The 25,537-nt window shown below is 69.0% G+C and carries 20 protein-coding genes and 4 pseudogenes; 13 read left to right on the forward strand and 11 right to left on the reverse strand.

Features of this window, described 5'->3' with window-relative positions; translation table 11 throughout:
- Nucleotides 1-2 precede the first annotated feature (2 nt).
- Complete coding sequence (locus tag Sm713_RS39855) at nucleotides 3-3,038, reverse strand: S8 family serine peptidase (RefSeq protein ID WP_212914797.1); 3,036 nt, start codon at nucleotides 3,036-3,038, stop codon at nucleotides 3-5.
- A gap of 406 nt (nucleotides 3,039-3,444) precedes the next feature.
- Between Sm713_RS39855 and Sm713_RS39860 the strand changes: the two genes are divergently transcribed.
- The 4 genes from Sm713_RS39860 (at nucleotide 3,445) to snpA (ending at nucleotide 6,633) form a co-directional block, all read left to right on the forward strand.
- Nucleotides 3,445-4,434 (forward strand): transcriptional regulator, encoded by a 990-nt coding sequence (locus Sm713_RS39860; RefSeq protein WP_212914798.1) that lies wholly within the window; start codon nucleotides 3,445-3,447, stop codon nucleotides 4,432-4,434.
- A 255-nt stretch (nucleotides 4,435-4,689) separates the two neighbouring features.
- The gene (locus tag Sm713_RS39865) at nucleotides 4,690-5,022 is read left to right on the forward strand and encodes a hypothetical protein (protein WP_212914799.1); all 333 of its coding nucleotides are present in this window, start codon (nucleotides 4,690-4,692) and stop codon (nucleotides 5,020-5,022) included.
- Complete coding sequence (locus Sm713_RS39870; RefSeq protein ID WP_212914800.1) at nucleotides 5,003-5,467, forward strand: enoyl-CoA hydratase/isomerase family protein; 465 nt, start codon at nucleotides 5,003-5,005, stop codon at nucleotides 5,465-5,467. Before Sm713_RS39865 ends, Sm713_RS39870 begins: the two co-directional genes overlap by 20 nt.
- A 488-nt stretch (nucleotides 5,468-5,955) precedes the next feature.
- Nucleotides 5,956-6,633, forward strand: coding sequence for a snapalysin (gene snpA, locus Sm713_RS39875; protein ID WP_212914801.1), 678 nt, complete (start codon nucleotides 5,956-5,958; stop codon nucleotides 6,631-6,633).
- Between the two features lie 388 nt (nucleotides 6,634-7,021).
- Here snpA and Sm713_RS39880 read toward each other — a convergent pair whose 3' ends face one another.
- A complete protein-coding gene (locus Sm713_RS39880; RefSeq protein ID WP_212915152.1) occupies nucleotides 7,022-7,684 on the reverse strand; it encodes a carbonic anhydrase in 663 nt (220 codons plus the stop codon).
- A gap of 456 nt (nucleotides 7,685-8,140) precedes the next feature.
- Nucleotides 8,141-9,670, reverse strand: coding sequence for a hypothetical protein (locus Sm713_RS39885; protein WP_212914802.1), 1,530 nt, complete (start codon nucleotides 9,668-9,670; stop codon nucleotides 8,141-8,143).
- 408 nt (nucleotides 9,671-10,078) lie between these two features.
- Between Sm713_RS39885 and Sm713_RS39890 the strand changes: the two genes are divergently transcribed.
- Both Sm713_RS39890 and Sm713_RS39895 read left to right on the forward strand, forming a co-directional pair.
- Nucleotides 10,079-10,657 carry a TetR/AcrR family transcriptional regulator gene (locus Sm713_RS39890; protein ID WP_212914803.1) on the forward strand — a complete coding sequence of 193 codons (579 nt, stop codon included), beginning with the start codon at nucleotides 10,079-10,081 and terminating at the stop codon, nucleotides 10,655-10,657.
- 117 nt (nucleotides 10,658-10,774) lie between these two features.
- Nucleotides 10,775-11,329 carry an NAD(P)H-dependent oxidoreductase gene (locus Sm713_RS39895; RefSeq protein WP_212914804.1) on the forward strand — a complete coding sequence of 185 codons (555 nt, stop codon included), beginning with the start codon at nucleotides 10,775-10,777 and terminating at the stop codon, nucleotides 11,327-11,329.
- 197 nt (nucleotides 11,330-11,526) lie between these two features.
- On the opposite strand, the gene Sm713_RS39900 is transcribed toward Sm713_RS39895, so the two are convergent.
- Nucleotides 11,527-12,246 carry a type 1 glutamine amidotransferase domain-containing protein gene (locus Sm713_RS39900; protein WP_212914805.1) on the reverse strand — a complete coding sequence of 240 codons (720 nt, stop codon included), beginning with the start codon at nucleotides 12,244-12,246 and terminating at the stop codon, nucleotides 11,527-11,529.
- Nucleotides 12,247-12,444: 198 nt separating this feature from the next.
- Here Sm713_RS39900 and Sm713_RS39905 point away from each other — a divergent pair, with 198 nt between their 5' ends.
- From Sm713_RS39905 to Sm713_RS39935, 7 genes and pseudogenes are all read left to right on the forward strand, one after another.
- Nucleotides 12,445-13,044, forward strand: a complete 600-nt coding sequence (locus tag Sm713_RS39905; protein WP_212914806.1) for an ABATE domain-containing protein — start codon at nucleotides 12,445-12,447, stop codon at nucleotides 13,042-13,044.
- A gap of 177 nt (nucleotides 13,045-13,221) precedes the next feature.
- On the forward strand, nucleotides 13,222-14,184 hold the full coding sequence (locus Sm713_RS39910; protein ID WP_212914807.1) for a phosphotransferase family protein: 963 nt from the start codon (nucleotides 13,222-13,224) through the stop codon (nucleotides 14,182-14,184).
- 163 nt (nucleotides 14,185-14,347) lie between these two features.
- Nucleotides 14,348-15,725: pseudogene (locus Sm713_RS39915) on the forward strand (IS1380 family transposase).
- Between the two features lie 838 nt (nucleotides 15,726-16,563).
- The gene (locus Sm713_RS39920; RefSeq protein ID WP_212911668.1) at nucleotides 16,564-17,031 is read left to right on the forward strand and encodes a hypothetical protein; all 468 of its coding nucleotides are present in this window, start codon (nucleotides 16,564-16,566) and stop codon (nucleotides 17,029-17,031) included.
- Between the two features lie 46 nt (nucleotides 17,032-17,077).
- Entirely contained in the window at nucleotides 17,078-17,281 is a 204-nt protein-coding gene (locus tag Sm713_RS39925; protein ID WP_212912245.1) for a hypothetical protein, read from the forward strand.
- Nucleotides 17,282-17,511: 230 nt separating this feature from the next.
- Nucleotides 17,512-17,670, forward strand: a complete 159-nt coding sequence (locus tag Sm713_RS39930) for a hypothetical protein (RefSeq protein WP_212911669.1) — start codon at nucleotides 17,512-17,514, stop codon at nucleotides 17,668-17,670.
- A 149-nt stretch (nucleotides 17,671-17,819) separates the two neighbouring features.
- Nucleotides 17,820-19,252, forward strand: a pseudogene (locus Sm713_RS39935) (NF041680 family putative transposase).
- A gap of 92 nt (nucleotides 19,253-19,344) precedes the next feature.
- Here Sm713_RS39935 and Sm713_RS39940 read toward each other — a convergent pair.
- The 7 genes and pseudogenes from Sm713_RS39940 to Sm713_RS39970 form a co-directional block, all read right to left on the reverse strand.
- Nucleotides 19,345-19,548, reverse strand: coding sequence for a hypothetical protein (locus tag Sm713_RS39940; RefSeq protein ID WP_212912246.1), 204 nt, complete (start codon nucleotides 19,546-19,548; stop codon nucleotides 19,345-19,347).
- 203 nt (nucleotides 19,549-19,751) lie between these two features.
- A pseudogene (locus tag Sm713_RS39945) lies at nucleotides 19,752-21,086 on the reverse strand (NF041680 family putative transposase); the annotation flags it as partial.
- 622 nt (nucleotides 21,087-21,708) lie between these two features.
- The gene (locus Sm713_RS39950) at nucleotides 21,709-23,319 is read right to left on the reverse strand and encodes an FAD-binding oxidoreductase (RefSeq protein ID WP_212911670.1); all 1,611 of its coding nucleotides are present in this window, start codon (nucleotides 23,317-23,319) and stop codon (nucleotides 21,709-21,711) included.
- A complete protein-coding gene (locus tag Sm713_RS41125) occupies nucleotides 23,307-23,612 on the reverse strand; it encodes a hypothetical protein (RefSeq protein ID WP_249416978.1) in 306 nt (101 codons plus the stop codon). Before Sm713_RS41125 ends, Sm713_RS39950 begins: the two co-directional genes overlap by 13 nt.
- A 280-nt stretch (nucleotides 23,613-23,892) precedes the next feature.
- Nucleotides 23,893-24,063, reverse strand: a pseudogene (locus Sm713_RS41920) (TetR family transcriptional regulator); the annotation flags it as partial.
- A 60-nt stretch (nucleotides 24,064-24,123) separates the two neighbouring features.
- Entirely contained in the window at nucleotides 24,124-24,969 is an 846-nt protein-coding gene (locus Sm713_RS39965) for an SDR family NAD(P)-dependent oxidoreductase (protein ID WP_212911671.1), read from the reverse strand.
- A 325-nt stretch (nucleotides 24,970-25,294) separates the two neighbouring features.
- A partial coding sequence (locus Sm713_RS39970; protein WP_212914809.1) for a TetR-like C-terminal domain-containing protein occupies nucleotides 25,295-25,537 on the reverse strand: 243 nt, incomplete at its 5' end.

A 25,537-nucleotide genomic window follows, 5' to 3' on the forward strand; every position in this document is an offset into this window, starting at 1 on the left:
GGCTAGTTGATGGTGAGGAGCATGCCGGCGCCGTTCGGATAGCCGATGTAGGCCGTGGCGGGGCCGCTCGTGTCGACGCCCGTCCACGACGCGTCGACCGTCAGGGGGATTCCCGGGGCCTTCGGCGGGTGGGTCGGCGAGATGGTGAGGGTCCCGGAGGGGGTGGAGCCGGTGCCCACGAGGTTCGACTGGAACGTGAACGGCGTGGACGTGGTTCCGGTGGCGTCACCGAGGTCGACGACGATGGCGACGTAGTCACCCGGTGGCAGCTGGGGCAGGCTGACTCGGGCCTGGTGGGCGTTGTCGCTGATGTCGCCGATGAGTTCGAGCGGCTGTCCGTTGCCGGGGTCCCGGGCCATGAGCATGGTGAGCCTGGCGTCGGGGTTGTCGGTCGTGGTGAAGAACTCGCCGGCCTTGGTGCCCTCGGGAGCGGTGATGCGGATGTCACGTTCCGCGGTGCCGGAGGCGGAGAGTTCCGCGGTGAGTTTCGGACCCGCGACGGGGCCGTAGCCCGTGATCGTGAGGTCGAGGTTGCCCGGGGTCACCTGGAACGACGTGCTGCCCTCGGCACCGTTGCCCGTCACGCGGTCAGGGGCGAGCAGCGTCAGCGGGGTGATCGCAAGGGCGCTGCGCACCGTGGTGTGGCCGCTGCCCTGCCAGGTGAGTGACCCGGTGACGAGTTTGCCGGAGGCCGCGGTGGTCTGCTCGAAGGTGATGCGGACCTTCGCCGTCTGGCCGGCGTGCGTGAAGTGCAGGGTGGCCGGTTCGACCGTCGCCCGGATGCCGGGCAGGTCGACGGAGGCGCTGTAGGTGCCGGGCTGCTCGGCGGTGAGGGTACGTGTCACCGTCTGCGTGCCCAGGAGGCGGCCGATCGCGATGGAGGGATAGTTGAGATCGCTGGGATCGACGGCTTTGACACCGGAACCGGTGTCTATGCCCTGCCCCTCCTCGTAGGCCAGCCAGTCCGTGCGGGAGGAGTCGTATACGAGACCCGGCTGGAGCATCCGGGCCGGGTCGACCTCGCCGGAGCCCTGCGCGAACACGTCGGTGTTGGCGGTGCCGGCGGCGGTCTTGGTGTCCACCGCCGTCGTCATCATGGCCGACTTGACGGCCATCGGCGACCACGTGGGGTGCAGTCCGAGATAGAGCGCGGCCAGACCGGAGATGTGCGGGGCGGCCATCGACGTGCCGGACAGGAAGTCGAACGGGTAGCCGGGGTGGTTCGCCGTGGGCGGCGCGATCGCGGCGAGTATGCCGACGCCGGGCGCCGCGATGTCCGGCTTGATGAGGTCGCCCTGATTCTGCGTCGAGGGACCCCGGGAGGAGAAGCCGGCGATCTGCGGGTAGGGCTCACCTGACGAGCCGCCCGGCACCAGGGTGGCCGTGGCGCCCTCGGTGGCCGCGTAGGTGCGCACGGTGGTCGCGTCGGGGGTGTTGAGGTGCACGGTCGGCACGGCGTGCGTGTCGGCGTCGGTGTCGAGGTCGGAGGTGTTCACGAGGACCATGCCGGCGCCACCGGCGCGGGCCACCTCCTGCGACTTGCTCACCCGGGCGTTGACCCCGCGGTCGCACACCACGATGGTGCCCGCCGTCTTGGCCGGGTCGAGGGTGCCGTCCATGCAGAGTTGCGCGTCGCTGATGTCCGCGTCCGCCGTCCTGAGGTTCTCCGCGAGGACCAGGGGCTTGGGGCCGACCTGCGCCGCCACGCTGGTGCTGACGCCGACGAAGCCGCGCCCGTCGCCGAGCTTCACGGTGGCTTCCAGGGGCTTGATGGTGCTGGCCGCCACCGTGGTGGTCCAGGGAGCGGTGTTGTCCAGACTGCCGGCGTCAGGGCCCGCGTTGCCGGCCGCCGCGGACACGAAGATCCCGGCTGCGGCCGCGGCCTGGAAGGCCTGCTGGACGGGTGAGTCGAGCGCGGTCTCGCTGGTGAAGCCGACCGAGTAGTTGATGACGTCGACGCCGTCGGCGACGGCCTGGTCGATGGCGGCGACGATGTCGGAGTCGTACCCGCCCGCATTGCCGCTGGTGTCGGTCCACAGGGCCTTGTAGACGGCGATCTTCGCCGCGGGCGCCACACCGCTGACCTTGCCGAAGTTGGTGCCGTTGACGGTGGCATCCACGTCGGCGTCGCCCGCGGCCGTGGAGGCGGTGTGCGTGCCGTGGCCCTCACCGTCGCGCGCGGAGAGGTAGTCCGCCCGCTTCTCCGGCGGGAAGACCGACAGCCAGGTGTCACCGTAGTACCGGGCACCGATGATCTTCGTGTTGCAGAGATCGGCCGTGAACCGCTCGCCGGCCTGGCAGGTTCCGGTGAACGTGCCGCCGTCGGCCTTGCGCATCACGATGGACGAACCCCGGCGGTAGGGCCGGTAGGGGTCCTTCGCGGTGGGCGGCTGGGTGCCCAGCTTGGGCGCGGCGAACGAGGCGCTCTCGGGCCAGATACCGGTGTCGAGGTCGGCGATCACCACGCCGCGCCCGGCTTTCGCGGTGCCGCCGAGGGCCGACCACAGGCCGTGTGCGCCGGAGAGGCCGAGGAAGTCGGTGGAGCGGGTGTCGTCGGCGACCTTGTTGAACCGGTCGGGGACGACGGAGAGGACGTCCTTGCGGGCCGACAGGCGCACCACCTGCGCCGCGGTCAGCGTGGCCGTGAAGCCGTCGGACGCCACGGAGTACCGCTTGGCGATCTTCGCTCCCACCGATGCGGCGGCCTGGTTCTGGCGTCCGGCGAGGTAGTCGCGGTAGCGGTGCGCGTCGGTGCTGGTGGTGTCCAGCTTCGCGCCGGGCGCGGGGGCGGTGGCGGGTATGCGGTCGGTGCCGCCTCTGTAGGTCGCCACTGGGGCGTCGGCCAGGTTGACGACGTAGCGACCGGTGGCGAGGTGGCCGGAGACCGGTACCGGGGTGCCCGGCCGGCCGGCGGCCTGGGCCGGCACGCCCGCCGCCAGGGTGAGCAGGACGGCTGCCGCCGCCACGACTGCCCGTCTGACGCCCTGTGCGGTGCTGCGGGCTCTTGCGGTGGGTCTGCTGTGTGACGTCGAGGTCACGCAGTCCTCCTCGGGGGTGGGCGCGGCCCGGCCCGCGCTTCGGCCGCTCGGTGACGCCCGCACACCCCGAGGGCGATCCAGTCACCGAGGGATGGGCAGGCGGCAGCGGACGCCGAGGGGCCGGGAAGGAAACGACAAGAAACGACAGGAAACAACCGGGAATGACGGGGAGACGGGAAACAGCGGGGGAGGGAAGGGGCTGCTGGCGGGTGCCACGGCCTCCTCGTCGCGGCGTGCAAAGTGAACATCCCTCCACCAAAAGCTGTCCAGATACGGTGATGGCGTTCTTGGTCAACTGGCGCAGATCGCCACCGCACGTCAGGCCCTCGCCTGGCGCGTGGACGGTGCCGGCTGCGTGCGACGGAAGGCTGCACCACATGGGCATGGGCGATGCGGAGGGCACGGCGTGCTGAGAGCCCTCGGGATATCCCCGTCGGACGAGCGGATCTACCGCTTGTTCCTCGACGGCACCGACCTGACGGCGAGCCAGGTCGCGGAGCTGAGCGACCTGACACCCGGCCGGGTGCACGGTTGCCTGGCCCGCTTGAGTGACCTCGGGCTGCTGCGCATCACCCGCCCCGATACCTATCAGGCCGTGAACCCGCAGACGGCACTGCTGCCACTGCTGAGCAGACGGCGCCTGGAGGCGGAGGCGACCTTCACCGCCGCCCGCGCACAGGTCGACGAGATCGCCGACAGCTACCGGGCGGGCCAGCTGCGCGCCGACCCGCGCAACCTGGTGGAGGTGCTCTCGGGCCGTGACGGGGTGACGGCCCGCGTGGAGGAGCTGACCCGGTCGGCGAGCAGCCACATATGGGTGCTGGACAGGCCGCCCTACCTCGGCCGGTCGGACGGAGCCCTCCACACCAACGACGACGAACGCGCCGTCACCCGCACCTGGCTGGCCCGTGGGATCGAGATCCGCTCCATCTACTGTCCCGCGTCCATGGAGCGGCCCGGGCGCTTCGAGACCCTGCTGGAACTGGCCGCCGAGGGCGAGCACTCCCGGATCCTGCCCACCCTGCCGTTCAAGCTGCACATCATCGACAAGCGCATCGCCCTGGTCTCGCTCATCGGCGGTGTCCACGACAGCCTGGCCGTGGTCCACCCCTCGGGCCTCCTGGACGCCCTGATGGAGCTGTACGAGGCCTACTGGGCACGGGCCGAGCCCCTTGGCCCCCCGTCCCCGGGCACGCCGGGCGGTGAAGGCTTCAGCCGCGAGGAGGTCGTACTGCTCGCGATGCTGAAAGCCGGCCTGAAGGACCAGGCCATCGCCCACCAACTGGGCACGAGCACCCGCACGGCCACCCGCCGCATCGCCGCCGTCCTGGCCCGGCTGGGCGCCCAGACCCGCTTCCAGGCCGGCTACGAGGCCTCGGCCCGAGGCCTGGTCTGACCGGCACGTGAGCGAGCCTCGGGCGGCCGGGCCGCCATGAACCCGGGCAAGTCCTGCTGAACGGCCCTGCACCTCGGACAGTCCTTTCAGGATTTTTAGGCGACTTTGGTACATTTCTCGCCGGAACGTTCAAGGTGGCTGATCTGATGGAGGGGCCGAGGTCCCGGATGGCACGCCGGCCATATGCCCTCGCACACAGGAAGGCCTCGAGATGACGCGAGAGCCGCTCAAGGTCGATATCGTGTCTCCCGAACTGTGGCGCGCGACATTCGACAATCCGCCGCTCAACTGCTCGATCCCGAAATGACACGGTCCCTGTGGGCCCTGGTCGACCGTGCCGAGCGCGACGAGCGTCTCCAGGTGATTGTTTTCGACAGCGCCGACCCTGACTACTTCATCGCGCACTTCGATGTGGCACGCGCCGCCGAACTCCCCACCGAACCCGGGCCGACCGGACTTCCCGTGATCGCTGACATCGCCGTCCGCATGACCAAGGCCCCCTTCATCACCATCGCCTCGATCCGCGGTCGGGCGCGGCGTCGGAAGCGAGTTCGCGCTCTGGTGCGACATGCGGTTCGCCAGCCGTGAGAAGGCGGTGCTCGCACAGCTCGAAGTCGGGGCCGGAGTGGTCCCGGGCGGCGGCTGCCTGGAAGTGCTGCCGCAGGTGACGGGGCGCTCACGGGCGCTGGAGATCGTGCTCGGTGGCCAGGACTTCGACGCGGACACCGCGGAACGGTACGGCTGGATCAACCGGAGCATCCCCGACGACCAGCTCGACGCGTTCGTCGACGACCTGGCCGGCCGGATCGCCTCCTTCAACCGCTCCGCCGTCGCCGCGGCCAAACGCCTCATCAACCAGCGCTCCGGGATCCTGGGCGGTGCGGACATGGTCGAGTCGGCCGAGGCCTTCCAGGGCCTGCTCGGATCGCCCGAGGGGCAGCGCAGGATCACCGAGTTGATGGACAGAGGGTTCCAGACCCGCGGGGATCTGGAATGGGACCTGGCTCGACACCTGGGGCCCACCGGTTCGTGAGCCGGCCCCCACCCGGAGTGCTCCGATCAGACGGGAAGAGATCCGAGAAAGACGAGACTCCCTCTCTTGCGAACACCCACGAACTGGTCGGGATCCCTGCCGGACTCATCAACAGCAGCCACCTCATCGGCACCCCGCCCCCGCACAGGGCGGCATGAGGGTGGGCGAGGACCTGGCCACACGCGCGGCGCCACATCATCAAGGGCTCCGGGCGCTCAGAGTGCTCCAATCATTCCGGGAGCGGCGTTCACACCGAGAGCGGATATCCGTCGAGCATTCAGGAACCCCCAGACGGTGTTGTAGGCCGTCGCAGTTCGTCGTCCCAACACCAAACGGGACATCACACTCGGCGGGAAATCGGCCAGTTCCGAGGTGCGAGTATCACGCTATCCCCAAGTGCTAGCACCCGCCGGACAGGTAGGCTCCATAAGACTTCTGCTAACGACCGTTCGTTTCGCCCCCACACCCCGAACGAGTAGGAGCCCTCCATGTCCCGCAAGAAGCTGTCCAAGAGACTTGCTGCCCTGGCGGTCGGCCTCGGCCTCGTCTCCGCGGGGTTCTCGACCGCCGGTCCCGCCGTCGCGCAGCCGGGTGCGCCGGCCGCCGGTACCGCACCCTCGTATGCGCAGTACGCCGGCTCGGCGGAGGATGCCGCGGGCACCAGGGCGTTCTTCGAGGCCGTGGTCAAGTCGGTGGCCGAGAAGCGGGCCGAGAACCCGAGCCTGAAGGCCGTCACCGTCACCTACAACGCGTCCGGGGCGCCGACGTTCCGGTCGCAGATTTCCAGCGCGGTGCAGATCTGGAACGGCTCGGTGTCCAACGTGCGGCTCGCCGCGGGTGGCAGTGGCTCGGACTTCTCCTACCGGGAGGGCAACGACCCGCGTGGCTCCTACGCGTCCACGGACGGTCACGGCAGGGGCTTCATCTTCATCGACTACGCCCAGAGCCAGCAGTACGACCAGGTCCGGATCGTGGCGCACGAGACCGGTCACGTGCTCGGGCTGCCGGACCACTACGAGGGTCCGTGCAGCGAGCTGATGTCCGGTCATGGGCCCGGCACGTCGTGCACCAACCGGTATCCGAACGCCGCCGAGCGGGCCCGCGTCGACCAGCTGTGGGCCAACGGGTTGGCGAAGGCGCTGCACAAGGGGAACAAGGTCCACTGACCAGCCACCGGGCCGGTTCGCGGGGGAGTCGCACCAGGGCGTCCCGCGTGCCGGCCGGCGGAGCCTCGCAGGTCCGACATCACGCCGGCACCACCACCGACGCCTACGGCCCTGTGGCCGACGACGTGCAGGTAACCACCTGCACCGCCCCTGCCCCTACCCCTGCTGACCCGGGAACCGCCCCGGGCCCTCGACCGCCTACCGCGTTCGAACGCCGGAGACGACCGCTGGTCCCACCGCCGCCGTGTGCAGGACCCCGGCACGCTGGACTCGCTGCCCGAAACGCGTGCCGGGGCTGGGGACGCGGCGAGGAACCGGCGCCGTCCCATGACACGACAGGCCGAGTCGGCATGGTGACGAGCGCGTCCCTCGACGCCCCTACCCGTGCTCAGCCGACCCGGTGCACCTTCTGGGTCTTCAGCTCGTAGAGCGACCCGACGATGTCGAGCTTGCCCGTTCGCAGCCGCTCCGCCAGCTCGGGCTCGGACACCAGTTGCCTTCTGACCAGCCGCACATTGGCGGAGATGGCCGCGTCGATGCGGGCCTGACCGTGCAGCCGGTGGTCGATGGCGGGACGGATCCTCCGAGCCACGTACGAGATGTGCGCGGGCAGCGGCTCTCCGGTCTCGTCGGCCTCCACGGCCGCGGTGACCGCGCCGCACGAGGCATGGCCGAGGACCACGACCAGCGGAATGTCGAGCTCGAGCACGCCGTAGGCGACGCTGCCGAGGACCGCCTCATCCAGTACCTCGCCGGCACTGCGGACGGTCATGAGATCCCCGAGCCCCTGGTCGTAGACCAGCTCCGGGGGCACCCGGGAGTCTATGCAGCCCAGTATCAGCGCGAAGGGATGCTGGCTGGAGAGCAGGGAGGTGCGCACCTGCTGGTCCTCGTCCGGGTGCGTCTCGTGCAGGGTCAGCCAGCGCTCGTTGCCGGCGGCCAACGTGCGCAGCGCGGCCGCCGGGGTGGTCGGGCGTTCCGGCGTCCCGGGGACGGCCGTCCGGCTGCGGAGGGCGGCTGATGCGGAGGATGCCGTTGCCAGGGCCGCCATGGCCGCGGTGCCGCCGACGGCGGCGCGGAGTAGGGAACGGCGATGCGTGGTGAGGGTCACGTTGTCGCTCCTAGTGAGATGCGCCCGTGCCGAAAACACGGGCTGTGACGCGTGACGCTAGGGCGAGGCACGACCGCCATACCGGCCATTTGCGCTGAGTTGACCACCACTTGAACGGTCTATGGAAAAGCAATTCCGCATCACGAAATCCAAGGAATGGCGCCTCGGACGGCGTACCCCCGGTGCGAGCGCACTCACGGTGCACGAGCCCGACCCCCGACTGCGGCCGTCTCGGCCATGGACGGGCCGTCTTGAACAAGGACGGGCCATCTCGATCAAGGACCGGCCGCCTCGGCCGCGGACCGCCTCTGCGACGACGACGGCCGCCGCACCGGAGGGAACCGGTACGGCGGCCGCGACGATCGACGTGCCTCTGGCCGTGCTCGCGCCAAGCGCTCAGGAGCTGTCGGCGACCACGTGGATGAGGTTGCCGGCCTGCGCGACGATGGCGAGGCGCCAGGCGTCGAAGGTGGTGTCGCTCACGTCGAACGGCCTCTCGAAGCGCTGCATGTCCGGTGTGTGGATGTGGCCGGCCGGGATCTTCAGGCCCATGCGGTCCCGGAGCAGGGTGTTGCGGTAGGCGCTCTCGTTGGAGAGGTAGTTGCCGCCGCCACCGCTGTAGGAGCACGAGCCGGCGTCCGGCGGCGTCGGGGTGGTCGTCGGCGGATAGTCGGTAGGCGGCGGGTTGTTGCGGGTCACCTGCTGGGTCGAGGAGCAGTCCGGGAACTCGGTGTAGTTGGTGTGCCAGACCACGCCGAACGCCACGGACTGGTCGGGCCACTCGTCGCCGGGCGGACGGGGAATCGAGGCACCGGTGTTCGCCTTGATCATCTGCGCGATCGGCAGCGTCGTGGTGGTCCACTGCGGCGGATCGGTCAGGCTGAACTCCTTCGGCCCGCCCCAGCGGTCGACGACCGCGGAGTCGCAGCCGTGGTTGTCGACGGCCAGCTGCGGGGCGCCGTTCACCGTCGGGCAGGGCTGGCTGTGGTCGTTGCCCGGCGAGACTCCGTGATAGCGGCCGTTCCACTGCTCGAGGTCGAACACCGAGTCACCGGCCTGGCTCACCGTGATCGACGCGTCGACACGCTGAGCACCCGGACGCATGAGCGGCCCGACGGTGTCCTCCAGGTAACCCGCCTGGAATTCCGTGTAGTTGACCGGGAGCGTGTACGCCTGGATGTAGGCGGTCTGGCCATCCTCGGTCTTGTACGTGGTGCCATCGAGCGCGAGTGCGGTGGCACCTGACGGGTTGCCATGGCGGATGTTGTTGCCGACCGTCCCCGCCGCGCTGCCGGTGGTGCCGCCGTCCAGCGTGTACGGGTCGAAGCCGCTCATGATGACGCGCTTGACGCCCTTGCCGCTGGGAAAGCGGATGTCGGACATTCCCCGCGAGGCCCGGTCGAACGCCGTGATGAGCGTGGAGCGTTGCGCGTCGGACAGCGAGAAGTCCGGTGTCCAGCGGCGCAGCGTGGCGGTCGACTGCAGGCGGGTCCAGTAGAGCGGCCGGTCGTCGCTGTAAGGAAGGTCGCCGGTGACCTGGCCGCGCCGTTGGGCCCGTTTCACGGCTGCCTGCCAGAGGTCCTGACCCTCCCGTTTCACCAATGCCGTCGCGGCCGCCAGGCTCGGCGTACGGCACAGGGCCTGCGTGAACGCCGGGCCGTAGTCCTGCAACCCGCCGCCCTCGATCATCTGCTGGGCGAACGACGCCGGGGCGGGAGTCGTGGGGTCGGCGTCGTCGGGCAGGACCCAGCTCAGCCTGCTCTCCTCGACCGACAGGGGTGCGGTGGAGCCGGCGCACGGAGGCCCGGCGCTCCGCGCCGAAGCCGGCCCGACCGCCCACAGGGGAGTCGTCGCCGACAGCACGGCAAGGACCACCGCGGCGGCCTTGAACTTGGAACGGAACACAGAACTTTCCACCTCACTCATGGGTGACGTGATCGCGCCAATCTTTTGTCCGTTCGCCATGCACGTCAAGGCAGCCGCTTCGACGGAGAACGTGCCCGGCCGGCGCGGCGACGTCGGGGAGGGAGTGGCTGGGGAGCAGGGTGGGCCATCTCCGCAGTTGTCCCGGACCAGCACGTTCGGGCTGCGCAGTTGGATGTGGACCCGGACGATCGGGTCGCGAAGGTCCCGCCCCGACGCCCTTCGGCTCCCCTCTGCGACCTCGGTACGACCCGCGACCCCGCGACCCGCGACAGGTGCCCTGCGATCTGCGACAGGCGTCCGCGACCCGCGACCCGGGAGCGCCATGCGCCGTGGTGTGGCTCAGCTCACGGCAAAAGCCCTCCCTCTCCTTAATCGGACGGACTAGTCTGTCTGATTAAGGAGGTCGTCATGGTGACACGGGTACGAAGGACCGCGTCGGTCGAGAAGATCCTCGATGCGGCACGTTCGCTGTTCTACGCCCATGGACTGCGAGGTGTGGGCATGGACCAGGTCATCGCCGAAGCCGGCGTGGCGAAGTCCACCATGTATGCGCATTTCCCGACCAAGGGCGATCTCGTGGCTGCCTACCTGACCGCCACCGACGACTCCTGGATGGACCAGCTCCAGACCGCGGCGGAGCAGGCGGGCCCGGATCCGGCCGAGCAACTGGTGGGGCTCTTCGACGCCCTCCTGAATGCCTTCGAGCGGCACGGCTTCTTCGGCTGCCCGTTCATCAGCGCCGCGGTCGAGACCTCCCTCGACTCCCAGGCTCGGGAGATCGCCATTGCGCACACCCGACGCCGCCAGGAGTGGCTGACAACACTGGCCGCCGCTACGGGCGCTCCGGAGCCGGAGCGCCTGGCGTGGCACATCGGCCTCCTCGTCGACGGTGCAATGGCCGCCGGCCGCCTGCTGCAGGACCGGGCGGTGGTGGAGGAGGCCAAGGGCGCCGCCCGCCGTCTCGTCGACGAGCACACCGCGGCCTGAACCTCCGGCGCTGGCCGCTCCCCACCACAGCCGGGTCCCCACCCACAGCCGGAACCCGTCCACACCCTCGGCGGGCGGTGTGCCGGTGCGCGCCCCCGCACATACCGGAGGTATCCCTTGACCACGCGAGCCCCTCGCACCCTCGTCGTCGTCGGCCACCCCGACCTGTCCCGCTCACGCATCAACGCGGCCATGACCGAGGCCATCCGGGACCTGGACAACGTCACCGTGCGGGACATCAGCCGCACCTACCCCGACCGGATCATCGACGTCGCGGCGGAACAGCAACTGGTGAGCGCGCACGACCTGATCGTCTGGCAGTTCCCGCTGCACTGGTACTCCCTGCCCGCGGTCCTCAAGCAGTGGCTGGACGAGGTCATGACGCGTGACTTCGCCTACGACACCGGTCCTCTCCTCACTGGCAAGACGCTGCTGACCGCCCTGTCCACGGGCGGTCTGGCCACGATGTACCGCCATGGCGGCTTCCACCGCTTGACCATCGAGGAACTGCTGCGGCCCGTCGAACAGACCGCTCACCGCATGGGCCTGGCATGGGCGGAACCCTTGGTCCTGCACGGCTCGCGAGGCGTCAGCGACGAAGAGCTGGCGCTGCATGCCAAGCGCTACCGGACTCTGCTGGAGAAGGGCCCCGCCGTTCCGGCAGCCGCATGACCTTCACTGGCGGAGCAGAGGGTCGGCCGACGTTGATGTGGATGCCCCGGGCCGCGGTGCCGGTGGCCGGTGGCCGCGCAGGTCGTGCTGGTCTTGTAGTGAGGGCTCCGTCGACTCCCAAGACCACGCGCCGGCCGGGGCTGAGCTCCCACCCTGTCTGGCGTGGGGCGCGCCCCTCCGACCGTACGCTGCTGCTCTCAGGCCTTGTCTCGCGCGGCGAGCCCGGTGATGACCGCGCTGGCCACCTCGGCCGACGACGCGGGGTTCTGGCCGGTCACGAGGTTGCCGTCGACGACCACGTACGAGGACCAGGCGTCCCCTGACTCGTAGCGGGCCCCGGCGAGCCTGAGGCGCTCGCCAAGCAGCCAGGGGGCGTTGGCCGCCAGGCCGGTCTGCGTCTCCTCCTCATCCGTGAAGGACGTCAGACGGCGCCCCTTGAACAGCCACTGCCCCTCAGCGTCACCAGCCGACAGGAACGCCGCCGGGCCGTGGCAGAGCCCTGCCACGATCTTCGAGGTGTCGGGGAGCATGGCCTGCAGCACGCGGGCGACGTCCTCGTTGACCGCCAGGTCCTGCATCGGCCCGTGCCCGCCCGGGATGAGTACGCCGTCGAACGCAGCCGGATCGATGTCCTCCAGCCGCTGCGGGTTCTTGAGGAGTTCCTGTTTCCCGTCCAGGTACGACCGCAGCTCGGCGGCCTTCTTCTCGTCTCCGCCGTTGGCCTGCGCGGTCAGGCTGAACTCGTCCACTACGGCAGGCCGGCCGCCCGGCGTGGCCAGGGTCAGGCTCACTCCGGCCTCGGTGAGCGCCTTGTGCGGCTCGACGAACTCTTCGCCCCAGAACCCGGTGGGACGCTGCGAGCCATCCTTCTGGCTCCACTTCGTCGCCCCGGTGAGGATCACGAGCAGTGATGGCATGACTACCTCCGGATAGACAGGTGCTCCAACGGTGACCTGTGGGGTCTCAGCACCATATGACTATGACCGTAACATGTTAGATAGTGACGCCATCGCCGTTCGATGGGCTAAAGTCATTGACTAACGAATGACGACAATGACGGACTAGGCTGCGGTGAGTGACGTGGGATGGCAGCCCGTGAAGGGAGGTGTGTGATCGTGCAGCAGCCCGAGGCGGACACATGCCAGGCTCCCGTGTGCGAGAGTTCCGACCTGCTCCTCGGCTTCGTGAACACCAGGGCCCTGGCCGGCACGGCGGACCTGCTGACCAGCCCAGAGGACCTGTCCGCGTGGCTGGACCGCACCGGCCTCGCCGGCGCCGGCAGCCCGGTGACCGGTGCCGACGTGCTGGCGGCGCGCGAACTACGTGACGCGTTCACGATGATCTTCCGAGCGCACTCGGGATGCGCGGACGGCGAGAGGGCCCTGCCCGCGGCCGAGGAGTACATCCAGCGCATCGCCGACCGCTACCCTCTCGTTCCGCGACTAAGCGCCGAGGGCTACCGACTGGTCCCGGCACACGGCGGAGTACTCGGTGGCTTCGCCGCGCTTTTCGCCGCCGCGGTCGACCTGGCCGCACGTGGCGGTTGGGCCCGCCTGAAGGTATGCAAGAACCCCTCGTGCTACACGGGGTTCTTCGACAAGACACGCAATTCTTCCGGCTTGTATTGCAGTGCGGCGTGCAGCACCCGTATGGCCGCGCGCGCTTACCGCAGCCGCAACAAGAAGACCGGAGAACTCGACGCTCCTGCGGTCTGAGCGAACGTATGCTTCTGGCGCGACCGTAGCCACCAGCGAGTCCGGGCCCACTCGGATACGCGCAAGAGTGGAGTGGCCGGCGGCCCTGAACCCTGAGAGTGCCTCCGCTGCGCAGGCGTCCGCTCAGGAGTTCTGTCCGCTTTGCGCGTGCCGACGTCTGGATGATGGGGTGGCGCGGTGATCGACCACGATGGGGCGGGGTCCGTCCGTCCGTTGACCAGGGCTTGGGTGGGCCGGCATCTGAAGGGTGGCGAACGGATTGTCAAATCGGAGGTGCTGCACGGCGGCGTCACCGCCGAGATGCGCAGGCTGACGATCCGCACGCTGGACGGAGATATCCGCGACCTGGTACTGCGGAGCTTCGTCGCACCGTTCTTCGTGGAGCACGCCGAGGACTGGCTGAACCGAGAGGCTTGCGCCCTGACCCTGCTTGCCGGTACCGGCGTGCCGGCTCCCGGACTGGTCGCGGTTGATCCGACCGCCGCGTATTGCGAGTATCCGTCGCTCCTGATGACACATCTGGCGGGCCGGACGGTCCTTGAGGAAGAGGGATTGGAGTCGCGTGTCCCTCTGCTGGCCCGTCAACTCGTGGCGATCCACGCGTTGCGACCCGCCGAGCGACCTCGGGAGTATGAGGCGTGGACGACCGCCGACACCGTCGTCGTTCCGAAGGGCGCCGACGCGGCGGTATGGGCGGCGGCGATCGCCGTGATCCGTAGGCCCGCGCCGCCGTATGAAGGGCGATTCCTGCACCGGGACTTCCACCCCGGCAACGTGCTGTTCGACGTGCTGCCCTCAAGGCCGGCAGGTGCCCGGATCACGGGCGTCGTCGACTGGGCGCAGCCTTCCTGGGGCCCGGCGGATCTCGATGTGGCGCACTGCTCCACCAATCTCGCGTTGCTGCACGGCCCGGCGTGGGGTCTGCGGTTCGCTGAGGCGTACGAGGAGGCCGGCGGGATGCTGGCCGCGACCGCGAGCGAGCGGCTGTACTGGCGGATCCGGGACGGGCTGGCGTTCTCGGAAGCAGTGCAGTGGGTGGCACGGCCGTGGCGGAAGGCGGGAAGGACGGAGCTGACCACGCGGGTTGTGGAGGAGCGGCTGGATGCCTATGTCACCGCCCTGATGGACGTGCTGGGCTGAGCCGAAGCAGCCCGTGGCGGCGGACGGGAGTGTCCAATTAACCTGGCGCTTTCGCGGGGTGGGTTGTCCAAGGGTTGGTCAGAAACGCAGAAAGTGCTCTTGACCTGCAACGGTGGGACTTGCTGAGGGTCCTGTTGGCTGCGGGGGATAGAGCACTTTCCAGGTGAGCGAGCGTATCGCGTCCTACCCGCGTGTCTGTGTCCAGGGTGACGGCCGCCAGGTGGTCTCGCAGGCTGGTGCGGTCCTGCTGGTGGAAACGGTCCGCAAGATCGGCCTTGACCAGGCGGTATCCGTTGCGCTGGAGCCCTGGCGCAAGCCATGAGCCGTCCATGATCCCGGGGAGGTCCTCCTGGACCTCGCGCTCATGGTCGCGATGGGCGGGGACTGTCTGGCCGATGTCGGCATGTTGCGGGCCGAGCCGGTCGTGTTCGGGACGGTCGCCTCCGACCCGACCGTCTCCTGTCTGATCGAGGCCCTCGCTTCCAGCGGCGGCAAGGCCCTACGGGCCCTTCGCGCCGCGCGGGCCGAAGTCCGCGAAGGAGTCTGGCGACTGTCTGGTGACAGGGCGCCCCACGGGGGCGGGGCGGTGACCGTGGACCTGGACGGGGTGCTGGTGATCGCGCACTCCGACAAGGAAGATGCGGCCCCGACCTGGAAGCGGACCTTTGTGCCATCACCCGCTGATGGGGTTCGTCGACCACGGTGCGGGTGGGACCGGGGAGCCCGTTGCTGCCCTGCTACGGCCGGGCAACGCGGGATCAAACACCGCCGGCGATCACATGACGGTCACCCGTCTGGCCTTGGCCCAACTACCGAAGGAGTACCGGCGGGGACGCCGGACCCTGATCCGCAGCGATTCCGCGGGCGGGACACATGACTTCGTCGCCTGGCTCACCCAGCGGGGACGGTGGCTGTCCTACTCGGTCGCCATGGTGATCACCGAGGCGATCCACCAGCACGTACTGAAGGTCCCCGCATCCGCTTGGACCCCGGCCGTCGAGGCGGACGGTGAGATGCGTGACGGGGCCTGGGTCGCCGAACTCACGGGCGACGTCCTTCACGGCTGGTCCAAGGGCATGCGGCTCATTGTCAGGAAAGAACGACCGTATCCTGGCGCCCAGTTGCGGCTGATCGACGCGGACGGCATGCGGCTGACGTGCTTCGCGACGAACACCACCGGCCGGCCGATCGCGGCACTCGAACTCCGCCACCGCCTGCGGGCCCGGGCGGAGGACCGGATCCGGGCCGCCCGCGCCACCGGACTGCGCAACCTCCCCCTGCACCACACCGCGCAGAACCGCATCTGGCTGGAGATCGTGCAGATCGCGCTGGACCTGCTGGCCTTGATGCCGATGCTCGCGTTGGCCGGCAAGGCCAGATGCTGGGAGCCCCGCCGCCTGCGACTCCGTCTGTTCACCGCAGCCGGGCAACTCGTGACCACCAGCCGCCGCCGGATTCTCCGCCTGGCCCGACACTGGCCCTACACCAGCCACATCACCGCAGCCCTCGAACGCCTCAGCCAGCTTCCGAACCCCGGCTGACCAGCCGCTTTCGTCCCAACGACAGCACCACCCACCCCGGAGCAGTGGAACCCGGCGACCACCCGACACGACAGTCGGGCTCTCGGCCTACCCCTCACCCAGCACGCGATACAAAACGGTCCACCGACTCCGTCGGCGGCCCGTCACGAAAGTTCGAGGCTAAGCAGAATCGCCTGTGGAATCGGATGCCCATGGTCCGTAACAGTGTTAGTGCGACGCCTTTCTCTTCCAGTTTCCGATGTGTCCACGGTCACCGTTTCTGGAAAACGGACGACAGGCTTCCACCATCTTAATTGCGACCTATGTCATATTGTTTTGGTCATCTCATAAGGCGCAGTCTTAGTTGATCAAGTTTGCGTGCAATGCTCACCGTATAGAACCCGCGTTCCATCGACGCGCTGCTTCACGACTGAGCGGTGCCCATTTCCTCGGCCGCGTCCAGGCGCTGACCCCGTGAACTCGATCACGAGGCTCCCAGGGAGCCATGGTGATCTCGCCCTTGCTGGGCCACCGCCTGGATGACCCACGCCAACGCCCGAAGGATGCTGATCATGGCTGCTTCGAGCTTCTGCCGACTCTGCGGGGAGGCCATGCCTGTTCCGGTCGGCAAGAAAGCTCCAGATCACAAGGCGCGTGGACACAAGGAGAAGTGCCCAGGCTCTCGGCAGGGCACTGTCCGTTTCTGAACGCGCGAGCAACGAAAAATCAATCGGGATCGGTGGGACGCCCGAGCATGATCTTCGTGCGTGTGGCCGAAGTGACACGGACAAACGTCTGGGCCGGTATAGCCTCAAGACGAGAGTCATTCGCCTCAGTGCGCCACGAACGGGAAGCCCCCATGCCATTCGACGCGATCTTCGATCAGCCGGACATCACCGCGGATCCCGACGATCTTACATTCGAGCTCACCACGTACCCCGCCACGGCCGTCCACACCGGATCCGCCTGGAACGTCAGCGTTCACGATCTCCCCGGTAAACACAGCCTGCAGGCCCAAGCAGGCACCTGGTTGGAAGCCGAAGACGAGATCCAAGAGCTCGTCGCCAAGTACCTGGAGGCCGACCGCACCAGCATCGTCGTTTCGGTGGAGCCGGCTGATCCCGAAGCTCGGGCTGCACTACGCGCGCTGACGAGTGCTCGGATCACTCGAGCCAAAGCAGAACAGGCAGAGCGAGATGCAGCACGCCACGCGTCCCGTCTCCTCTTGGGCCAGGGATGGACTACCGGAGATGTTGGAGCAGTGCTACGCCTGCCCGAGGCTCGCGTCGTACAACTTACAGTTCCTGCACCCGGGAAAGCGACCTAAAGGTGTCCTGTAACTCCTGGTCACAGTGAGATGATCTGGCTGTAGCGTGAGGAGCGAGACGGATCGGAATAGTCAGCCGGACAACGGCTCGAAGAACCACACGGCCCGGTCGTTCGCCATCGCGTTACGCGGCGTGGACGGTCATGACGGCCCCTTCCACTCCGTCGACACCAAGGGTCAGATGCTGCGGTTCAGCTGGAACGAGGCCGACGTGCTGAACTGGAGCACCAAGAAGCCGTACGACTTCTGAGCTTGTCGTTTAACCTCCGCCGAACCTTGCCGTTGTCTACGGTCTCCTCGATGGGCAGGATGGCGGCCATGACCGTGTCACCTGCAACACGTCAGCTTTGCGACGCCACATTTCCGGACAATGACGCTGCGAGCGCCCTGTCACTCCTTGTTTTCTACACAGGAGCGGAGTGTGAACGCGTGCATCAGGCTGCGGTCCGGTTGAGCGGAGGACGACTCGGCAAGCTTCGTATGTGGCTCGATGAAGCCAAGCGCAACCCGGAGACCGTCTTGTGGTTCGGCGAGTCGCCCTCCGACGTCTCTCCGGACGCCCACGCCTTCGGAGTGGAGTTCATCAACAGCTTCCTCGACAAGCACCTAGATACGCCCGCAGAGCCCATGAGCGAGTGACAGCCGGCTGCCTGGAAAGAACCACGCAGCGACATCGAACAATCGTCTCGAACTTGATCAACTTTTTCGCAGTTCAGTGAACAAAAAGGCGGCCTTCGTCTGATCATGTGCTCCGACCAAGGTGCACCGATCGAGACGAAGGCCGTGAAGTGAGTCCGCTGCCTGCCGACGGTCCCGGGGAAGCGTTCGCGCAAGCGTCACGCTTCCGAGAGGACTTATTCGACTGCCTGGCCGTGCGCGGGGACGAACTGTTCGAGCTCGCCGATGCGCTGCTGTGCGCGGACGGTCCGGTGAGGACGCCGGTGGACCTGACGCTGGTGGCCGAGCACCGGCGCGGGCACGGCGCGATGTACAACGCGCTGAACAACGGGACCATCGATGTGCCCCGGCTGCGGCAGGTGCTCGCCGGCCTGCCGATGCCGCAGGCCGCCGACGGGCGCCTGGTCCTGGCAGTCGACGTCAGCAACTGGCTGCGCCCCGACGCGCCGACCAGCGCGGAGCGTCTGTTCTGCCACGTCTACGGCCGCAGCGGACGGACCTCGGACCAGTTCATTCCCGGTTGGCCCTACTCCTTCGTCGCCGCGCTGGAGTCGGGCCGGACGTCCTGGTGCCAGCTCCTGGACGCTGTCCGTCTCGGGCCCGAGGACGACGTCGCCGAGGTCACTGCCGCCCAGGTCCGCCGGGTGATCACCGACCTGGTCGAGATGGGCCGCTGGCACGCGGGCGACCGCGACATCCTCATCGTGTTCGACGCCGGTTACGACGCCCCGCGCATGGCCCACCTCCTGGCCGGCCTCCCGGTCGAGGTCCTCGGGCGGATGCGCACGGACCGGGTCATGCGCCGCCCGGCGCCTTCCCGCGAGGAGTACTACCGGGTCCACCCCCGCGGCGGTCACCCGCCGAAGCATGGCGGAGAGTTCCGCTTCGCCAAACCGGAGAGCCCGACGCGGCAACGGTGCAGGTCACCGACCGGTACGGCACCGCCCGCGCGATGGCCTGGGACCGCATCCACCCGAGGCTGACCTGGATCGACCACACCGGTGAACTCCCCGTCATCGAGGGCACACTGATCCGCCTCCAGGTCGACCGCCTGCCCGGCGGAGGCGACCCGCTGCCCGTCTGGCTGTGGTCGTCGGCCACCGCTCTGAGCAGCGAGGATGTCGACGTCCGCTGGCAGGCGTTCCTGAGGCGCTTCGACCTGGAGCACACGTTCCGGCTGATGAAGCAGACCCTGGGCTGGACCCGGCCGAAGCTCCGTACCCCCGAGGCCGGCGAACGCTGGACCTGGATCGTCATCGCCGCGCACACCCAGCTCCGCCTCCTGCGCCAGGCCGCCACCGACCTGAGACGGCCATGGGAGAAACCGGCCGAGCCCGGCCGGCTTACCCCGGCCAGGGTCCGCCGGGGGTTCAGGAACCTCCGCCCGCACCTGCTCTGTCCGGCCCGTGCACCGAAACCCTCAACTCCCGGCCCTGGAAGGCCACTCGGCTCGAAGAACCGGCGACCCGCCGCCCACTACGACGTGGGCAAAACCGTGAAACGACCAGAAAGCATCATCGAACGAAACCGACTCAGAGGATAAATGCCAAGCTGAGCTTGGCTTTTAACGTTCATGTCCGTCGGGTCTGAGGATGGCGCTTAAAGGCGCTGCTCGTTGGTGGCTACCTACCCCACCTATCCGAGCATGTGGCTGATTCCGCCCTGGCCGTCCGTGCCGTTCCAGACCGTAGCCGCCAGCCAGATCGGGAACCAGGACACCCGCTCCGGCAGGAACGGGGCGGTAAGGAGCCAGGCGACGGGCGGGGCGGCGAACAGCAGACAGCAGCACCAGCCCTTCCTGGAAGTAGCAGCGGGCTGTGGTGTCGAGTTCGTGGGCACCCGGCAGAAGGTAAGCGGTGCCCATGGCCTGCGCATGAGTATCTGTACCTACAACGCCGCCTGTCGCGGGTTCTGCCCCGTTCGTCGGGGTTTGGTGCCGACCTTGTGGTGAGTGGGCCGCTGGTGTGGCTGGCCGGTGGCCGGGGTTCAGGAACCTCCGTCCGACGGCAGCATCCCCAGCAGGTGCACCGAAACCCTCCCAGCCGGAGCACTCTGCCCACGTCGTGGCGGATTGCCCTGTGCCGGTTCTTCGTCCCCGGCGGTCGGCCGGGGCCCGCCGGACCCGGGCAGGGGTGAGTCGTTCGGGCGGGGCCGGCTTCTCCCAGGGATGCCGGAGGTCCTGGACGAGCGGACGGGCGAGGCGGAGCTGGGTGTGGGCGGCGATGGCGAGCCAGGTCCAGCGGTCGGCGGCATCAGGGCTGCGGAGCTTGGGGGGCGGTCCACCCGAGGGTCTGTTTCATCATGCGGAAGGTGTGCTCGACGTCGAATCTTCGCAGGAACGCCTGCCAGCAACGGTTGATGTCCGCTGCGGTGGCGCCGGTCTTGGACCACCACAGCCACAACGGTTTCGGGTCGGCGCCGGACGGCAGGTGGGAGACCTCCAAGCGGGTCACCGTGCCTTCGATGATGGGCAACTCGGCATTGTGGTCGATCCAGGCGGCCCGGCGGGTCAACCGCGGGTGGAGCCGGTCCCAGGCCCGGACTGTGGCTGTGCCGTAGAGGCGGGTGTCGCAGACGGTCACCACGTGCTCCTCACCCCAGGTATCCGGCTGGCCGAAGACGAACTCTCCGCCGTGCTTGGGCGGTCGGCCACCTTTGGGGTCGTAGACACGTGGTGGTGTCGGCCGGCGCATCACGCGGTCCGACCGTGTCCGGCCCAGGATCTCAATGGGCAGGTCCGCCAGCAGGTGAGCGAGCCGCGGAGCGTCATAGCCAGCGTCGACCACAATCAGGACGTCCGGGTCGCCGTCCTTCCACTGAGCCGAATCGACCAGCCGCTCGACGACTTCGCGGATCTGCGCGGTGGTGACAGCGGCGACGTCGGCGCCGGGCTGAAGCCGGACAGCGTCCAGAATCGCGGTCCACGACGTCCGCCCCGTCTCCAGTGCGGCCACGACCGAGTAGGGCCACCCCGGAATCATCAAGTGCTTGTTGTCGCCGTACCCGTAGGTGTGGCAGAAGCACCGGTCAGGGGTGGTGTCCGCGTCCGGGCGGAGCCAGGGCGAGACGTCGACCGCGAGAACCAGGCGGCTGTCAGCCGCCTTCGGCAATGGCACGGAGACCAGCGCCCGCCGCAGTCGGCCCACGTCCATCCGCCCCCGGTTCAGACCCGCATAGAGAGAACCGTGCCCGCGGCGGTATTCCGGCACCAGAGCTAGGCTGACCAGCGTCTTCACAGGCCCGTCAGCGCATAGCATCGCGTCGGTGAGCTCGAACAGCGCATCCGCACGCGCGGTCAGCGACGCGTACAACTCCCTCCGGAAGTGTGATAGCAAGCCGAACGGCTCCCGCTGAACATCGTGATGCAGCAGACTCACTTCTAGCTGCCTTCGATAGATCCCGTATCTCTGTGACGGAGCACAGGATCAGACGAGGGCCGCCTATACATCCGCCGAATTGCGAAAACTCTGATCAAGTTCGAGCCGTGTTCGATGTCGGACCTTAAACGACAAGCTGAGAGGTCGTTTTCGCCTCTGATGTACAGGCATTTTGTGTTTTACGCGGTGCGAATCAGCGGTGCTGGGAGGGCTGGGTATGCGGGTGGGTTTCGATGGCTGCGTGGGGTGACTGCTGGGGCGGGATGTTGCTGGTGCCTGTCTCGTCGCAACGTGACTGGCGCGGGGGCGTGCCTGCGTGCTTCTGCAACCGTCTCCGCACGCCTGGGCGCCTCTGCTCGCCCGGTGGTACATCCGGGTCATGGCTGAGCGTCGCGCCTACCTCAGTGACCTGGCGGTGAGTGAGCCGGTGACGGCTCCGATGACGGCGTCGGTCGTGACCCGTACGTTGTACTTCCGTCAGGAGCGCGTCGGCCGGTACGGCTCATCGAGCCGCTTGAAGCACAGTCCCTCCAGTTCGGCTGTCCGTGCCCGCCCGGCGGATACCGGCCAGGGCACGGACACGCATGTCAGCGTCTGCTGCCCGTGGGTGTCAGGGGGTGTGTCAGTAGGTGATGGACAGCGCGTGGTGGAAGACGTTCCCGGGGTCCCACTCGCCCTTGATCCGCTGGAGCCGCGGATAGTTGTCCTTGTAGTAGAGGGTCTGCCAGGGGGTGCCGGAGGCGTTCCACTCCGGGTCCTTCAGGTCCGTGTCCGGGTAGTTGATGTACGAGCCGTCGCTGTCGCCGTCGATGACCGGGACGCCGCCGGTCGCCGCGTACGTCTCCTTGTAGAGCCCTCGCATCCAGTCGACGTGCCGGGCGTCGTCGGCGGGGTCGGCCCAGTAGGTGATGAAGTTGGCCTTGAGGACCGAGTCCCGCTGCGGCATGGCGGTGTCGGCGGGGGCGGGCACGTTGGCGCGGCCGCCGTAGGTGTAGAGGAGGACGGAGGCGTGGCCGTCGTAGCCGGGGTCGGACAGCCGCCGGTACAGGGCGGCGATCTGGTCCTCGGAGTAGGCCCGGCGCAGGTAGGCGCCCTTGGACTTGGAGCGGTCGTAGGCCCCGGTCTCGTACGGGTTCTTGAGGGTCTCCTTCAGCCAGGGTCCCGTCGCCCGGGTCCTGGTGTGCGCCACGTCCACGCCGACGGTCACCGCGCCGATGTAGTCGTCCACCAAGTCGGCCGCGTTCGCCAGGGTGCCGTCGACCTGGACGTTGAGGCCCACCGTCCCGAGGGCCGCGTTGTGCAGCAGTAGGACGCTGTTCAGGCTGGCGTACGGCCCGCCGTCGCCGTCGTTGTCCGTGTGCCACTGGCCGTGGTTGCGCACGATGCGGGTGAACGCCTCCTCGGTGAGGTCGCTCCACTTCCAGCTGACGGACGCCTTCAGCAGCGCGCCGGGCGGCCTGGGCAGCAGGCCGGCCGGGTCCCCGGTGGCGCCGGGGGTCCTGAACCAGTACTTGGTGACCACGCCGAAGTTGCCGCCGCCCCCGCCGGTGTGGGCCCACCACAGGTCGCGGTGCGGGTCGTCCACGTCGCTGGTGGCGATCACCGCCCGCGCCTTCCCCGCGCCGTCGACGACCACCACCTCCACCCCGTACAAGTGGTCGACGACCGCTCCGTACTGGCGGCACAGCGCCCCGTAGCCACCGCCCTGCACATGGCCGCCGACGCCCACGGTCGGGCAGGTGCCGCCGGGTATCGTCACGCCCCAGTCCAGGTACAGCGTCCGGTACACGTGGCCGAGTTGGGCGCCCGCCTCGACGGCGAACGCCTGCCGCTCCTCGTCGAAGTACACGGCGTCCATCTCGGACACGTCGAGCAGCATCCGTACCTGCCCGTCGTCGACCAGCCCGTCCAGGCAGTGGCCGCCGCTGCGGACGGCGATCCGCGCGCCGTCCCGCACCGCCTCCGCGACGGCGGCCGTGACCTGCTCGGTCGTGTGGACGATCCGCACGGAGTCCGGCTTCCCGACGAAGCGGCCGTTGTACCCGCGGGCCGTCAGGTCGCCGTACCGGACGTCGTCCGAGGTGACGGTGACCGCGGGCGGGGCGCCCACCGCCCGGCCCGTCTCCCCGGCGGTGTCCGGCGCGCCCGCGTACGCGGGTCCCACGGTGGTGAGCGCGGCGACCGTGCCGCCGGCTCCGGCGCCGAGGAACCCGCGGCGCGTCAGTGCTGACATCTGCATCTCCCGTTCTCAGCGATCTTGTTTCTCAGGGCTCGTGCTTCCGGGCGGTCGTGCTTCCCAGGGGTCGTGCCGGGTGTGCCCGGTCCGTCTTCCGGCCGGCCGGGCGGGCACGCCGCCGGCACCTCGCGGGGCGGCCGGAGCGAGAAGGTACTGCCCTCCGCCAGCACCATCCGCAGCAGGGCGTCCCACAGCCTGCACAGCCGCGGGTCCAGGTCGGCCCACTCCACCGCGAGGGAGAGCAGCCGCATCCCGGTGAGCGCCTCCACGAAGACGTGGGCGATGTCCACGGGCAGCAGGTCCGCCCGTATCTCCCGCTGCCGCTGGGCCAGCGCGAGGAACTCCGTGACCAGGGAGAGCCACCGCAGTTCCGCGCCGTGCGTTGCCCTCGCCGTCGGGCTCGCCCTCCACCCGGAGGCGGAACCCGGCCCGGGCGACGGGGTCGTGCGCCATGCGGCACGCGGCCTCGTAGGAGAACTCGACGAGGCCCCGCAGCCCGCTGCGCTCCCGCACCCGGACGGCCATCGCCAGGGCCGGCCAGATGTCGTCCTCCAGTTCCAGGACGGCGGCGGCCAGCTGCTCCTTCGAGTCGAAGTGGAAGTAGAGCGCCCCGCCGGTCACGCCGGCTTCCCGCTGATGTCGGCGACGCTCGTCCTGTGGTACCCGTGTGCGCCGAAGCCTTCCGCGGCCGCGAGGAGGATTCGGCTCCGTGTGCTCTCGCCTCTCGACAGCAGAACGCACTCCTTCCGTTACGCCGTCCGGCCGGCCCGCGGTCGGCGCGGAACGCCGACCGGCGGACGGTCAGCGCGGAGAGGCGTCCGCGCCCACGGCCGGCATCGGGGTGCCCGTCAGCTCCTCGCTCAGCCGGCGCAGGCGGGCGCGCGCGCCCTCGTCGTGCGCCTGCGCGTGGGCGCGCGCCACCTGCGAGCGGTTCACGTAGAGGCCGCTGTTCCTGGCGTACTCGGGGTCCGTGACCAGGCGCGCGGTGTTCCGCACGCCCTCCGCGACCGTGCTCTGCGGGGTGAAGAGATGCGTGACGATCTTGGTCGGCATGTACGAGGCGGGGTGCAGGGAGTTGACCGTCACCCCGGTGCCGTCGAGCACGTCCGCCAGGTCCATGGTGAGCATGATCTGGGCGAGCTTGGCCTGGCAGTAGGCCTGGCCCCCGCTCCAGCCGCTGCGCAGCATGACGTCGTCGAAGTCGATGGGGGCCTGGCCCGCCGAGGTCACGTTGACGATCCTGGCGGGCGCGGAGTCGACCAGCAGCGGGGCCAGCCGGCAGCTCAGGATGTACGTGGAGAGGTAGTCGACCTGGAAGGTCAGCTCCAGCCCGTCCCGGCTCTCCCGGCGGTCGAGTTCGACCCCCATGCCCGCGTTGTTGACCAGGACGTCGATCCGGGGCCGGGACAGCAGCCGGTCGGCGAGCGACTGGATCTCGGCGAGCGAGGAGAAGTCGGCCCGCTCGTAGCTCAGCCGCTCGTTGCCCGTGGCGGCCCGCAGCTCCGCGAGAAGCTCCTGGCCCTTTTCCTCGCTGCGCCCGTGCAGGACGAGTTCGGGTCCCAGCGGGGCCAGTTCATGGGCGAGCGCACGGCCGAGCCCGTCGGTCGCGCCGGTGATGACGATGGTCTGGTCCGCGATGGACGTCATGTCGTACCTCCGGTAACGGGCAGGACCCTGCCCGGTGGATGACGCGCCCCCACGCGGCCCGTACGGCCGCCAGGAGGTCGCGTGGTTCACGTGGTGCGAGTGGTACGTGTGGTGCGCCTCGGGCGCGTGATGCGAGTCGGGCGCGCGGTGCGAGTCGTACGTGTGGTGCGGGCCGTGCGGGTGCGAGGTGGTGGGCGCCCGGAACGCGATCCCCGGAAGGGGCGTCCCGGGCGGTGTCCCGGGCGGTGGGCGTCCCGGGCGGGGTGGCCGGGACGGGGACGTCCGGAGCCGGGGCCCGGAGGGGCGTCCGGAGCGCGGCGCGGGGTCAGGGGGCGAGGGCCGCTTCCCCGCCGTCGAGCCGCGCGGCCACCGCGACGGTGTCGGCGATGGCCGCCGCGTACCCCCGGTCCAGCGATACGCGGTCGAAGAGCAGCCGGTACCACATCGGACCGAACACCAGATCGATGAGGAACTCCTCGTCGGGGTGGCTGACCTCACCGCGATCCCGGGCACGCCGGATGATCTTCGCCACCTCCTCGCGGCGCGGGCCGGTCAGCCGCTTCCAGAG

Source organism: Streptomyces sp. TS71-3 (assembly GCF_018327685.1).
Classification (GTDB): Bacteria; Actinomycetota; Actinomycetes; order Streptomycetales; family Streptomycetaceae; genus Streptomyces.

What these genes read in the sequence shown, in the direction of transcription:
- Sm713_RS39870 (WP_212914800.1), top strand. Translation starts at nt 5,003, where the DNA reads ATGCGGTTCGCCAGCCGTGAGAAGGCGGTGCTCGCACAGCTCGAAGTC.
- snpA (WP_212914801.1), top strand. Translation starts at nt 5,956, where the DNA reads ATGTCCCGCAAGAAGCTGTCCAAGAGACTTGCTGCCCTGGCGGTCGGC.
- Sm713_RS39880 (WP_212915152.1), bottom strand. Translation starts at nt 7,684, where the DNA reads ATGGCGGCCCTGGCAACGGCATCCTCCGCATCAGCCGCCCTCCGCAGC.
- Sm713_RS39885 (WP_212914802.1), bottom strand. Translation starts at nt 9,670, where the DNA reads ATGAGTGAGGTGGAAAGTTCTGTGTTCCGTTCCAAGTTCAAGGCCGCC.
- Sm713_RS39890 (WP_212914803.1), top strand. Translation starts at nt 10,079, where the DNA reads ATGGTGACACGGGTACGAAGGACCGCGTCGGTCGAGAAGATCCTCGAT.
- Sm713_RS39900 (WP_212914805.1), bottom strand. Translation starts at nt 12,246, where the DNA reads ATGCCATCACTGCTCGTGATCCTCACCGGGGCGACGAAGTGGAGCCAG.
- Sm713_RS39920 (WP_212911668.1), top strand. Translation starts at nt 16,564, where the DNA reads ATGCCATTCGACGCGATCTTCGATCAGCCGGACATCACCGCGGATCCC.
- Sm713_RS39930 (WP_212911669.1), top strand. Translation starts at nt 17,512, where the DNA reads ATGTGGCTCGATGAAGCCAAGCGCAACCCGGAGACCGTCTTGTGGTTC.
- Sm713_RS39950 (WP_212911670.1), bottom strand. Translation starts at nt 23,319, where the DNA reads ATGTCAGCACTGACGCGCCGCGGGTTCCTCGGCGCCGGAGCCGGCGGC.
- Sm713_RS39965 (WP_212911671.1), bottom strand. Translation starts at nt 24,969, where the DNA reads ATGACGTCCATCGCGGACCAGACCATCGTCATCACCGGCGCGACCGAC.